This is a genomic window from Marinomonas sp. G8-14, from assembly GCF_055808935.1.
The window spans coordinates 552,478-565,278 of the sequence record NZ_CM147891.1 but is presented as its reverse complement, the minus strand read 5'-3'; the positions used below and the strand labels follow the sequence as shown (position 1 = coordinate 565,278).

The window sequence follows — 12,801 nt, the reverse complement described above, 5'->3', positions numbered from 1 at the left end:
CCATAAATGGCTGATAAAAAAGCGCTACTCAAAGTGGATGGGATCGATAAAGCTATCGAACTTCCTGTTCTTTCAGGCACCCTAGGTACAGACGTTATCGACGTTCGAGGCTTAGGTGCGAACGGTGTATTCACCTACGATCCAGGATTTATGTCTACCGGCTCTTGTGAATCCTCTATTACTTACATAGATGGAGATGCTGGCATTCTTTTGCATCGCGGCTATCCTATTGCCCAACTTGCAGAACACTCAGACTATCTAGAAACCTGCTATTTATTACTTTACGGGGAATTACCCGACAAAAAACAAAAAGCAGAATTTGAAAGAACGGTTGGCAAACACACCATGGTCAACCAATCAATGCACAAATTCATTGAAGGTTTCCGAAATGATGCCCACCCTATGGCCATCATGTGCGGTCTTGTTGGAGCTCTATCGGCTTTTTACCAAGATCACATGGACATCAGCAACCCTAAGCATCGTGAAATTGCTGCGTTCCGCCTGATTTCTAAAATGCCAACGCTCGCTTCAATATGCTATAAGTATTCTAAAGACCAACCAGTTATGTACCCACGTAACGACTTGTCTTATGCTGAAAACTTTTTGTACATGATGTTTGCAACACCTTGCGAGGATTACAAAGTAAACCCCGTTTTCGCCAAGGCTATGGATAGAATATTCATCCTGCACGCAGATCATGAACAAAATGCCTCAACCTCCACAGTTCGTCTCGCAGGCTCCTCAGGCGCCAACCCGTTTGCGTGTATTGCAGCAGGCATCGCGACACTTTGGGTACCCAGCTCATGGTGGTGCCAACGAAGCGGTACTAACTATGCTGGAAGAGATTGGCGACGTTGAGCACATCGACAAATTTATCGCCAAAGCAAAAGATAAAAATGATCCTTTCAGATTGATGGGCTTTGGTCATCGTGTATACAAAAACTTTGACCCTCGTGCCAAAGTGATGCGCGAAACCTGTGATCAGGTATTGGCAGAACTTGGTCAATCAGACGATCCTTTACTAAAAATCGCTAAACGCCTTGAACAGATTGCTCTAGAAGATCCTTATTTCGTAGAACGTAAGCTTTATCCAAACGTTGATTTCTACTCAGGCATCATCATGAAAGCAATTGGCATTCCAACCAGTATGTTTACTGTTATCTTCGCCATGTCTCGTACTATTGGCTGGATCTCTCACTGGAATGAAATGATCAGTGGACCTTATAAAATTGGCCGTCCGCGCCAACTTTATGTCGGTAAACCACAGCGCGATTATCCGACTAAAAAGTAATACACCAATATCGTGGTATTACAAAAAACGCGCCTTTCGGCGCGTTTTTTTATCACTCTTTTTTAAATAGCATTCAGTATAGGATACTAAGAATCACTCCTCATCCTCTTCTACAATCTCTGTAACCGTAGAATGACCGCACTTAATGCAGTCACCTTCAATCCAAACTCGATCTTTACTTTCAAATTCCTTTGGGTTGACCATCCCTAAATCCACTTCCATACAATGGTTGCACCAAGTTTGCGCCAAAAAATCTCTTTGCTCTTCTTCAGGACGAGCGAAGAAATCTCTTTCTACTATGTTTTCTTCTAGTTCATCTGTCATTCAATTTACTCCACTGTATTGATAGGATGCGACTCGATTTGCATCAGGATCTAACGCATTTAATGGAGCACTGATTAGCAAACGACTCAAGGATATGCTGTTAAATAGCTTCTGCTTGTCCCCATCAATTTCTAGTGCAAACTCAATGGTATCACCATCCACTTGAAGCAAAGTCACATTACGCACAACGCCAATACTTTCTAAATATGACTGAACCTTACTCATAACATTGTAGCTTTCTACACCTGCCACTCGAACTGTTAACTGACTAACAGAACCACTATTGCGCACGGAAGCGTAGCGAGAAGAAAACACTTTCGCCAATTTAGTCGTTGCTTGATCAACCACCGCTTTTAGAGTATTTCCCGACAATACAAATCGCTCTGACTCCCCTCCCTTCAGTAACACCAACAAATTCCCGCTCATTTGCCCGGCATAATTACTAATCCTTATGGCGGCAACAGAATCTGTTTGATAACGCGTACTCGCTCGGGCAATACTATCCTCAAAAAAGCCCCATACGTCTGCTGTAGAAATGGTTCTTTTGTCAACCTCGTCCTGCAAAGGTGCGTAGATAGGCAAACCTGCCAAATTGGCCGATTGTGCAAATTCATTCAATACAACCGACGGCTCTCTTGAGCCAGACAAACTTCTTACGCCATTGGTTTCACTTACTAACCACACTAAGACAGAAGGTCTGTTTTCCCCCCATACCGGTAAATTATTTTGTGATAAAAAGCGATCAATAGACTCTTGGTAGAACGTGACCCGAACTTGTTTACCAGGCACTAATCCCCCATCAGAGGATATAAGCTCACTGAGCGAAGCAACTGAGTGTTGTGCAACCCACGCTGACGCTTGACGCTTAGCTTGAGCCATCACACTATTGGTGATGGCTTCTTTATCACCTGATACTTTTATCAGTACTTCTTCTGCCGCCAAACCAAACGCTTGGCTTAACATCTGATCTTCTGATTGAGTCACAGGCAAATTAATTTCAGCACTATAAAGCCCCTGAACAGGGACCGCATTGGCTGTCGGAATCAACAAAACACTAATGAGTAATAAAAATATACGAGAATTCATAGCCTTTCCTTCGTTTATTTGCCTATTCTACTGTCTTAATTGCAAAGAACCATAGCCCTAATGCGCCACTATGCTAAAATGCCTTTTTTTCCTCGTACCATGATAAGGCATAGGCAATGACCAAGTCAGATAAACCATCGATTAGTTATAAAGACGCAGGCGTAGATATCAACGCTGGCAATCAACTTGTTGAACGTATTAAAGGCGTAAGCAAAAAAACTCGTCGCCCTGAAGTAATGGGTGGTCTGGGAGGCTTTGGTGCTTTGACACGCCTTCCCACAAAATATAAAAACCCCATACTTGTTTCTGGCACAGACGGTGTCGGTACCAAGTTGCGCTTAGCTATGGATCTTAATCAACACGACACCATTGGTATCGATCTTGTCGCAATGTGCGTGAACGATCTCGTTGTTGCCGGCGCTGAGCCTCTATTATTCCTAGATTACTACGCCACTGGCAAGCTAGATGTTGATGTCGCCGCCAATGTTGTCACAGGTATTGGCGAAGGCTGTATACAAGCTGGTTGCGCACTCGTTGGTGGCGAAACGGCAGAAATGCCAGGCATGTATCATGATGGTGATTATGATCTCGCTGGCTTTTGTGTTGGTGTCGTTGAAGAAGAAAACATCATCGATGGCAGTAAAGTAAAAGCAGGCGACACATTGATCGCATTAGGTTCATCTGGCCCTCACTCCAATGGCTACTCCCTAATTCGTAAAATCCTTGAAGTCAGCAAAGCCGACCTTAACCAAGAAATCGACGGTGTCGCCCTAAAAGACGCTCTAATGGAGCCAACTCGTATTTACGTCAAATCCATTCTTAAGTTGATGGAATCCGTTTCAGTTAATGCTTTGGCTCACATCACCGGTGGCGGGCTGCTAGAAAACATTCCTCGTGTATTACCTGAAGATACCGCTGCTCGTATTGATGCCACTAGTTGGAAACGTCCTGCTGTGTTTGATTGGCTACAAGAACAAGGAAATGTTAAGCAAGAAGAGATGTATCGTGTTCTAAACTGCGGCGTCGGCATGGTACTTTCTATTGATGCAGAAAAAGCAAATGAAGCACTCGCTATTCTAAAAGCAGAAGGTGAAAATGCTTGGATCATTGGTGATGTTTGTCCTCGTAATGGTGGAAAGGAAGTATTAATCTCAGACCTTGAGGCGCAGGCATGAGTTTTCCGATCGTTGTCTTAATTTCTGGCAGCGGCAGCAACTTGCAAGCTTTGATTGATCAAAGCTTGCAAGGAAAACTCGACATCAATATTTGTGCGGTGATCAGTAATAAAGCACAAGCCTACGGACTTGAAAGAGCCAAGATGGCGGGTATTCCCACTCATACACTCGACCATAAGTTATTTGCGAGTCGAGAAGAGTTTGATGCCGAGCTGCAAGCGATTATTGATCAGTACCAACCAAAGTTGGTTGTTCTTGCTGGCTTTATGCGTATTTTGACTGAAACGTTTGCGAAACATTACGAAGGTAGAATGCTCAACATTCACCCATCGCTGCTTCCTAAATACAAGGGTTTGAATACGCATCAACGGGCAATTGATGCAAATGAGAAAGAGCATGGTGTGTCAGTACATTTCGTGAGTCCAGAATTGGATGCTGGTGCCGTTATACTTCAAGCAAGTACAAGTATAGCCACTGACGATACGGCAGAATCTTTGGCTGCAAAGGTCCATGCCCTAGAACATATTATCTATCCTCTGGCCGTAAAATGGTTCAGCGAGAAAAGATTAACATTTGAGAACGGAAAAGCTTTTTTGGATACGAATGCACTACCACAAAGCGGCATTCTATATAATGAAGCGTTAACATGATGTAGGAGAAAGTATGAGAGCCTCGTAAAATTCCAATATTATTAATGGTTATTTTTATGAGTATTCCCATGCTTTCTCTTCTCTCAGCAAAAGCAAATGCCACGCAAACGCAAACGCAAAACACGTTTCTAAAACCCTACTCCGCCGTATATAGCACCATCTGGAAAAAAGGCATTAGCTTAAAAGTAGAAGGCAAGCAAACCTTGTCAAAAAAATCTGGCGACCTGTGGCAGTTTGTTTTTACGGCTGACAGCATGATTGCCTCACTCAACGAGTCCTCTACTTTTCATGTCAGAAATCACCAAATAATTCCAACCAGCTATCATTACAAAAGTTCAGCGCTAGGAAAAAAACGCAGCGCCACCTTGACCTTTGATTGGGACAACAACCTCGTTCGTAACGATATAAAAGACAAACCTTGGAACCTCACCATCCCTTTAAAAACACTTGATAAATTATCTGTGCAACTTCAAGTTAGACAAGACTTAAAGCTGGGGAAAAACGAATTTGATTACCAAATTGCCGACGGTGGATATATTAAAAATTGGCGATTCAAACGTGACAAGACAGAAGATATTAACACCAAATTGGGTCGATTCTCTGCCATTAAAATCATTCGTACTGATAATCTCGAAAAAGGCAAAAAGACATCTTTTTGGTTTGTCCCAACACTTGACTACTTGTTGGTTAAACTAGAACACCAAGAAGATGGCGAATCTTATCAACTTGATATTGAATCCGTTAAATAAACTTAGACTAAGTCTCTAGGTGTATTAACGTTTAACAAGTCAGCGTCGTTAGCCCAAATAACAGACTGACAACCAAATTTCTCATAAAAAGCTGAAACATTATATATCAGAGTTTCCTCTAGAAATTGGCTAAGCGCGTTGTGAGTCCTTTCTACAGGTAAAATAGCATGCAGTGGATGAGTACCAGAGCCACTTTCTAAAAAATGGATTTTTTCTGGAGCCAACAGACTGGCTTGTTTCAGTTTGGCAAAGGCATCACTATTGATACACGGAGTATCACAAGGCGATATCAATAAATGTGACGTTTTCGCAAAGGCCAAACAAGCTAACAAACCTGACAATGGCCCTTTTCCTTGATAAGCCAGATCATCGGCAATCACCTCATAACCAAGCGCGGCATAAGCGTCAAAATTCCGGTTCGCATTAATAAACACGCTATCAGCCACTTGCTGCAAAGCTTGCCCGACCAACAGGGCCATAGGGGTATTCCGAAACAACAGCAAACCTTTGTCTTGACGTGACATCCGCTCAGCGTTGCCCCCCGCTAATACCGCTGCTGATAATGAGATAAACGCCATACAACCTTCTTTTATATCTGAGAATCAAAGTACGCTTTGTCACGTTTTAACCAAATACTGTCTGCTAAAACGAGACACTCTTCATGAGAAGTCACACCATAAAGAAGTCCAGCCACCGACGCAATGGTTTGCCTTACCGCTTGTTGTCCGAATGGGTCCAACTGATCACCACGCCAATGATCGGTTAATCGAGACAAATCTACATTGTCTTTTAGGCGTTTATGCTCTTGTTCTGCTTTGGGCCAATTCGACCAACTCGCCATCCCTTGCTGCCATTTGCCTAGCGTCACATCTCGCTCAGGATTGACCTCTGCTTCCCCATTCCCTCCTCTAAAAACCAAGACGGATGCATCTCCTAACTGTTCGCAGGCAGAAAGATGCAGCTCATCATAACCGCGATGAAAAACACCATGCACACTATGAGCGGCAAAAAATGGATTCATCATACGGACTACAGTATTAACGGGCGAACGCAATCCCAATACGTATTTGAGATCCATCATACTAGCCAACGTTTCATCCACTTTACCCAATGGCATATAAGCAAAACACCGTGTCTCAAGCATTTGGCTTAACTGCTCTCTTGACTGACAGACCTGCAACCCCAATTGCTCAATCACCTCCTCCACGTACAGACGATTTTCCCCTTCAAAGGTATGTCCATGCATGACAATTTTCGTTCCGATATTCGCTAAAGCCACAGCAGCGAGCAAAAACCAAGGTAATTCATTTCGTTTACCAGCGTAGGCAGGCCAGTCTAGGTCAACCTTAATAGATAATGGCTTTTTTTGAGATAAATACCGCCTAGTGGCTTTGGTAAAACCAACCGTTTCGTCTACTGTCTCCTCTCTGATTCGAATCAACATCCAAAAAGCCCCTGATTGCTCTGGTGCGACCTGACCAGACAACATCAAGCCCATAGCATGCTCAGCTTCATCAACCGTTAAACTGCGCGCGCCTTTCTTGCCACGACCCAATATTTTAACGTATTGCGTAAAATCATTACTTCGGATCGTACTACTCATACAGACACCTCCAGCCTAACAGAGAAAAAGCGTTTTAACTCCGGCAAACAAGAACCGCAATTCGTGCCACATCTTAATGTGGAACCCAATCCTTCAACCGAATCAACGCCGTTAGAAACCGCCTTCTCAATCTGCTTAGTGCCCACCTGATAACAGGAGCAAACGATTTCTCCTTTTTCTTCGATATTGGCAGGCATACCCACCAACATAGCCAAACGCTCTTGTGCTGACAGCGCAGTATCAATAGTCAATGTCGAAATCAACCAATCTGCAACAATGGACTCAGGTTGTGAATGCAGGTACATCAGTAAATTCAATTTTTGATCCACCAGCTTCGCCAGTCGAATCTGCTGAGTGACAGGGTTTAAATATTCCAACCACTCCACTGACTCAGCGTCATCTTGATAACCTTGTTTCAGCGTCTCATGGGTTTGTCCGGCAGGCCATACGACTTCATAATGAAAGCCTTGCTCCGAGGGGACATGGCACCAATATAGGCAATCCGATAAGATCAAAGACTCTACAGAAACCACCATGCCGTAACACACGTTCGTAACCGCTTCGAGCCTTACTTGAGCATGTTTCGATTCAGGCTGACCAGATAACGGATCAACAATTTGTGGTATCAGATTAGATACCACAGAGACGTTGGCAAATTGTTGCGTCCAGTGAATGGGAACAAACACATTTCCAGGCGCAACAGCTCGGCTCCATTTGGCTTTTAATAACACCTCACCATTGGCAGAGGTTATACGCACCAAAGTTTTATCTTTGATACCAAGGTGTTGCGCATCTTTGGGATGAATCTCTACATAAGGTTGCGCGGTATGTTTAGCCAGTGACGCGGCATCCCCCGTTCTCGTCATGGTATGCCACTGATCGCGCACACGCCCGGTATTCAAGGTAAACGGCCATTCTTGTGAAGCTTGGGCCTTTGGCAAGCTTGGTGTAATTGCAATAAACCTTGCTCGGCCGTCGGGGGTAAAAAACCGTCTATCTTCAAACATTCGCTTGGTGCCTTCAGGGCGACCTTTTGGAACCGGCCATTGCACCGGAGTCAGCGCATCGTATTCCATCTTGGTCATCTGGCTAAAATGCCCAATATCGAAATCCCGTTTGCCATTATTTTCAAATGCCGATAACGCGGCATGCTCAGCAAAGATCTCATGAGCATGTTGATAAGAAAAGGCTGCAGCAAAGCCCAAACTTTTTGCCACTTCACAGATTGCCCACCAATCATGCCTAGCGTCACCTGGAGCAGGCAACAAACCACGCTGACGCGATATACGTCTCTCCGAATTGGTCACTGTACCGTCTTTTTCACTCCAACCCGTCGCAGGCAATAGAACATCAGCCATGGCGGTTGTGTCGGTATGGGCTTTACAGTCACTGACAATCACCAACTCACATTTTTCCAATGCACGTCGAACTTGAGCCGTGTCAGGCAAACTTACCATGGGATTGGTCGACATAATCCACACCACTTTCACCTTACCTTCTTCCATGGCCTGAAATAAGTCGACGGCTTTTAAACCATTCTCTGTCGCCATATTGGGCGCTTGCCAGAAGCGCTGTACCAAATCTTGGGCGCTCGGTGTGGCAAAATCCATATGAGCTGCCAACTGATTCGCCAAACCACCCACTTCTCGCCCCCCCATAGCATTAGGCTGTCCGGTAATAGAAAAAGGCCCAGCACCTTCTTTGCCAATACGACCAGTGGCTAAATGACAATTGATAATCGCGTTGCATTTGTCCACGCCCGACGATGACTGATTCACGCCTTGAGAGTAAAAGGTGATGGTCCTCGGGGTGTCATGCCACCAACGGACGAAACACGCTAACGCTTGCTCATCAACCCCACAAAAACCTGCCGTGAAAGACAAGCTTGGAGTCGATGCCGTTGCTTGCGCTAAAGCAACCTCAAACCCATTGGTATGATTAGCGATAAAATTACTATCAAGGCTTTTTGCTAATACGGAGTCGTGTAGTAAAAAAGAAAATATCGCCGCATCACTACCGGGCTTAATGGCCAAATGTAAATCCGCAATATCGCAAGTAGCGGTTTCACGCGGATCAATCACCACAACTTTCATGTGTGGTCGCTGCTGTTTTGCCGCCACGATTCGCTGATACAAAATAGGATGTGTCCACGCAGCGTTTGACCCCACCATGATCAATAGGTCGCACCGCTCTAAATCCTCGTAGTTACAAGGCACAGTGTCTGAACCAAAAGCACGTTTATAGCCAACGACGGCAGACGCCATACATAAACGAGAATTGGTATCGACATTTGCCGTCCCGATAAAGCCTTTGGCAAGCTTATTGGCTACATAATAATCTTCCGTGAGAATTTGACCTGAAAGATAAAACGCAAAGGCATCAGGTCCATGGTCTTTGACAACTTGAGCAATTTTTGCGCTCACAGTATCAATGGCTGATTGCCAAGTGACTGGCTGACCATCCACCACAGGCGTTAATAAACGGTCGTCTGATCGAATAGTTTGCGCAAGACTGCTGCCCTTCACACACAAACGACCAAAATTAGCAGGATGATCCATATCACCGGAAACTGATGGCATTCTTACATTTTCTGATTGCGCGTCGATTAAATTGACACCACAGCCAACACCACAATATGGACAGGTCGTTTTCACACTCGTTGCTGTTCTATTTGCTACTGGCATAGACCCTCTTCACTCTTTGTCACGCTTTTTGAGCAAAAAAAAGCCCAATCACTTTTTAAAAAAGTGATTGGGCCTCGTTGCCTTTTGTAATATCTGAATGCTTTATGAGTAAGCCATCGTCGGTTTACGGTGCATCAGTAATATTAATAAAGCAATAAATAAGCCAAGTTTTAAAAGCATCAAAAAATCACACTACTCCTTACACATTATGGATGAGTGGTTAATTTTCCGAACAGTATGCAGTCGCTACAGCGTCAATAAGGCTCCTAAATAGTGCACAAGCACTCTTTTGGTACTGTTATCAATAACTCGCGACGAACACTTCCCCACCTTCTAACTTTGCATCCCAATGAGGGATCTTGATATCCTCTTCAAGACATTGGCCTGATGACAGTACAAAATGTTGTTTGTACAAAGGACTTGCCACCACCCATTGCTCCTGTAGATGAGCGATCAAACCACGCGACAACACATTCGCCTTGCCTATCGGATCCCAATTACTAATAGCAAATACTTTTTGCTCTGATTCTGGAACGTAAAAGAGGGCCACTTGTTCACCACTGACCATAGCCGCTACTCCAGCACCTTCCACCAAATCTTCTTGCTTACAAATCAATTTCCATGGGGTCGTCATTGTATTAGCCCACCTTAGCAATTAATTGCTGTTTTTCTGATTCCGTTGCTGGGCGCATCTGGTTACGCTCTTCAACAAATACCACATTGCTATCACTTCCCTCATAATTCACAAACTGGCGAAATGTTTTTAGGGCCTCTGGATCTTGCAACGTTGTTTTCCATTCGCATTGGAAAGTATCTACGACATGTTGCATCCGCGCCTCCAGCTCGGCACACAGTCCCAGCTTATCGTGTATCACGACATCTTTTAGATATTCCAATCCTCCATCTAAACTTTCCATCCACACAGAAGTTCGCTGTAAACGATCAGCGGTTTTCGTGTAAAACATGAGCACGCGATCGATATATTTAACTAAGGTTTCATCGTCTAGGTCTTTGGCAAACAAATCACCGTGGCGTGGTTTCATCCCTCCATTGCCGCACACATATAAGTTCCAACCCCTTCCGTTGCGATCACGCCGATGTCTTTGCTCTGCGCCTCAGCACACTCTCGCGTACAGCCAGATACCGCAAACTTAATCTTATGAGGCGAGCGCAATCCCTTGTAACGATTCTCTAAATCAATCGCCATTTTCATGCTGTCATTTACACCATAGCGACACCAAGTACTCCCGACACAGGATTTCACGGTACGCAAAGATTTCCCATAGGCTTGGCCTGTTTCAAATCCAGCAGCGATTAACTTTTCCCAAATTTCGGGCAATTGCGACAAGGTCGCACCAAATAGATCAATCCGCTGACCACCTGTTACTTTGGTATATAAACCGTATTCTTTTGCCACTTGCCCCAAAACAATCAATCTATCAGGCGTTATTTCCCCACCGGGAATTCGCGGCACGATGGAATAAGTTCCGTCTTTTTGCATGTTGGCAAGGAAACGGTCGTTAGTATCTTGGAGGCTAATGTGTTCTTTTTTCAACACATAGTCATTCCAGACACTGGCTAAAATTGACCCAACCGCGGGTTTGCAAATCTCACAACCATGACCTTTACCATGCTTCTTAATAAGCTCGCTAAAGGTTCTGATCTCACCCACTTTAATAAGGTTGTATAAATCTTGGCGGGTATAAGCAAAATGCTCACAAATGTCTGTACTGACTTCCACCCCTAAGGCCAGCAACTCATTATCAACGACTTTTTTCAATAACGCCGCACAACCGCCGCACCCTGTCGCGGCTTTGGTGACGCCTTTCACATCACCAACGGATAAGGCTCCATTACACACCGCGTCGCTAATATCTTGCTTAGAGACATTATGACAACTACAAATCGATGCCGTCGCAGGTAAGGCATATACACCTAAACCAACGGATACACCATCCATCGCAGGTAAAATAAGCGCTTGAGCTTGTTCAGGTAAATCAATGGCATTGAGATAGTATTGCAGCAAGGTATCGTAATAATGATTATCTCCCACCAAAACCGCGCCCAATAGCTTCTTGCCGTCTTCAGAGACCACCATTTTCCGATACATTTGGCCAATTTCATCTTGATAAACAAAGACTTTACAGCCTTGAGATTGAGCGTGGGCATCACCAATCGAACCTACATCACAGCCTAACAGCTTCAATTTGGTACTCATGTCCGCACCCGTGAAGGTAACCGCAGCATTCCCCAATAAATGGCCCGCTGCGGATTTCGCCATGGCGTAACCCGGTGCCACCAAGCCAAAGATACGATTATTCCAAAGCGCACATTCACCAATAGCATAAATGTCTTCATCACTGGTTTGGCAATGATTGTTCACACAGATACCGCCACGCTCACCCACCGCCAAACCAGATTGATGCGCCAAAGCATCTTGTGGTCGAATCCCCGCAGAGAATAAAATCAGGTCGGTTTCTAGATGAGAGCCATCAGCAAAGTTCATGCGATGGAAAGCATTCTCACCATCAATTATTTCTTTGGTCGCCGTGTCAGTGTAAACCTTCACATCTAAGCCTTCTATCATTTCTTTTAGAACTGCACCGCCCTTTTCATCAAGCTGGACCGGCATTAACCGTGGTGCAAATTCCACAACACTGGTTTCCAAACCAAGATTTTTCAGCGCATTAGCTGCCTCCAACCCAAGTAAACCACCACCGACAACCGTGCCTCTTGTTACTTGTTTCGCACAAGCTCTAATCGCGTCAAGATCATCAAGAGTACGATAAACAAAGGTGTTATCACGTTTATGACCTGGAATAGGTGGAACAAAAGGATAAGATCCGGTCGCCAGAACCAGTTTGTCATAAGACAAAGATTCACCATCTTGCAATGTTAATTGACGAGCATCGCGGTCAATAGCGATCACCAAGCTATTGGTAAAATAACGCACACCGTGTTCGTAGTATAAAGTGCCATCTGTCATGGCTAAATCAGCCGCGCCCTTACCAGTGAAATATTCACTGAGATGCACACGGTCGTAGGCTAAATATGGCTCTTCACCAAACACGGTTATTTGAAAAACGTCATGCCCACCTTGCTCGATCATTTGTTCCACAAAATGGTGACCGACCATGCCATTGCCAATAACAACGAGATGAGGTTTTGTGGTCAGAAAAGACACTGTAGAAGTCATTGTGTTCCCCTTGCAATATTAGTTTGCCTAACGGCTAGCAACG

At 44.5% G+C, this 12,801-nt stretch carries 9 protein-coding genes and 2 pseudogenes; 4 read left to right on the top strand and 7 right to left on the bottom strand.

Going from position 1 to position 12,801, the window contains the following annotated elements; translation table 11 throughout:
• Positions 1–6: 6 nt before the first annotated feature.
• Positions 7–1,291, top strand: a pseudogene (gene gltA, locus AC0L6V_RS02785) (citrate synthase).
• A gap of 93 nt (positions 1,292–1,384) precedes the next feature.
• Here gltA and AC0L6V_RS02780 read toward each other — a convergent pair.
• Both AC0L6V_RS02780 and AC0L6V_RS02775 read right to left on the bottom strand, forming a co-directional pair.
• Positions 1,385–1,615: a hypothetical protein gene (locus AC0L6V_RS02780; RefSeq protein ID WP_265217277.1), complete on the bottom strand. Its 231-nt coding sequence runs from the start codon at positions 1,613–1,615 to the stop codon at positions 1,385–1,387.
• On the bottom strand, positions 1,616–2,701 hold the full coding sequence (locus tag AC0L6V_RS02775) for a DUF2066 domain-containing protein (RefSeq protein WP_265217276.1): 1,086 nt from the start codon (positions 2,699–2,701) through the stop codon (positions 1,616–1,618).
• A 116-nt stretch (positions 2,702–2,817) separates the two neighbouring features.
• Between AC0L6V_RS02775 and purM the strand changes: the two genes are divergently transcribed.
• Genes purM through AC0L6V_RS02760 form a run of 3 tightly spaced genes read left to right on the top strand, consistent with a single transcriptional unit; the run spans position 2,818 to position 5,275 of the window.
• Complete coding sequence (gene purM / locus AC0L6V_RS02770) at positions 2,818–3,876, top strand: phosphoribosylformylglycinamidine cyclo-ligase (protein WP_265217275.1); 1,059 nt, start codon at positions 2,818–2,820, stop codon at positions 3,874–3,876.
• Complete coding sequence (gene purN, locus AC0L6V_RS02765) at positions 3,873–4,526, top strand: phosphoribosylglycinamide formyltransferase (RefSeq protein WP_265217274.1); 654 nt, start codon at positions 3,873–3,875, stop codon at positions 4,524–4,526. The genes purM and purN overlap by 4 nt, the downstream gene beginning before the upstream one ends.
• Before the next feature lie 56 nt (positions 4,527–4,582).
• A complete protein-coding gene (locus AC0L6V_RS02760) occupies positions 4,583–5,275 on the top strand; it encodes a DUF3108 domain-containing protein (RefSeq protein WP_265217272.1) in 693 nt (230 codons plus the stop codon).
• Positions 5,276–5,277: 2 nt separating this feature from the next.
• Here AC0L6V_RS02760 and mobA read toward each other — a convergent pair whose 3' ends face one another.
• The 5 genes and pseudogenes from mobA to nirB form a co-directional block, all read right to left on the bottom strand.
• Positions 5,278–5,853 carry a molybdenum cofactor guanylyltransferase gene (gene mobA, locus AC0L6V_RS02755; protein WP_265217271.1) on the bottom strand — a complete coding sequence of 192 codons (576 nt, stop codon included), beginning with the start codon at positions 5,851–5,853 and terminating at the stop codon, positions 5,278–5,280.
• Positions 5,854–5,864: 11 nt separating this feature from the next.
• Positions 5,865–6,878: a glycosyl transferase family protein gene (locus tag AC0L6V_RS02750; RefSeq protein WP_265217270.1), complete on the bottom strand. Its 1,014-nt coding sequence runs from the start codon at positions 6,876–6,878 to the stop codon at positions 5,865–5,867.
• Positions 6,875–9,562 carry a nitrate reductase gene (locus AC0L6V_RS02745; protein WP_409419337.1) on the bottom strand — a complete coding sequence of 896 codons (2,688 nt, stop codon included), beginning with the start codon at positions 9,560–9,562 and terminating at the stop codon, positions 6,875–6,877. Before AC0L6V_RS02745 ends, AC0L6V_RS02750 begins: the two co-directional genes overlap by 4 nt.
• A gap of 301 nt (positions 9,563–9,863) precedes the next feature.
• The gene (nirD, locus tag AC0L6V_RS02740) at positions 9,864–10,196 is read right to left on the bottom strand and encodes a nitrite reductase small subunit NirD (protein WP_265217269.1); all 333 of its coding nucleotides are present in this window, start codon (positions 10,194–10,196) and stop codon (positions 9,864–9,866) included.
• A 4-nt stretch (positions 10,197–10,200) separates the two neighbouring features.
• Positions 10,201–12,758, bottom strand: a pseudogene (gene nirB / locus AC0L6V_RS02735) (nitrite reductase large subunit NirB).
• Between the last annotated feature and the right edge of the window lie 43 nt (positions 12,759–12,801).

What these genes read in the sequence shown, in the direction of transcription:
- AC0L6V_RS02760 (WP_265217272.1), top strand. Translation starts at nt 4,583, where the DNA reads ATGAGTATTCCCATGCTTTCTCTTCTCTCAGCAAAAGCAAATGCCACG.
- purM (WP_265217275.1), top strand. Translation starts at nt 2,818, where the DNA reads ATGACCAAGTCAGATAAACCATCGATTAGTTATAAAGACGCAGGCGTA.
- purN (WP_265217274.1), top strand. Translation starts at nt 3,873, where the DNA reads ATGAGTTTTCCGATCGTTGTCTTAATTTCTGGCAGCGGCAGCAACTTG.
- AC0L6V_RS02780 (WP_265217277.1), bottom strand. Translation starts at nt 1,615, where the DNA reads ATGACAGATGAACTAGAAGAAAACATAGTAGAAAGAGATTTCTTCGCT.
- mobA (WP_265217271.1), bottom strand. Translation starts at nt 5,853, where the DNA reads ATGGCGTTTATCTCATTATCAGCAGCGGTATTAGCGGGGGGCAACGCT.
- AC0L6V_RS02775 (WP_265217276.1), bottom strand. Translation starts at nt 2,701, where the DNA reads ATGAATTCTCGTATATTTTTATTACTCATTAGTGTTTTGTTGATTCCG.
- AC0L6V_RS02750 (WP_265217270.1), bottom strand. Translation starts at nt 6,878, where the DNA reads ATGAGTAGTACGATCCGAAGTAATGATTTTACGCAATACGTTAAAATA.
- AC0L6V_RS02745 (WP_409419337.1), bottom strand. Translation starts at nt 9,562, where the DNA reads ATGCCAGTAGCAAATAGAACAGCAACGAGTGTGAAAACGACCTGTCCA.
- nirD (WP_265217269.1), bottom strand. Translation starts at nt 10,196, where the DNA reads ATGACGACCCCATGGAAATTGATTTGTAAGCAAGAAGATTTGGTGGAA.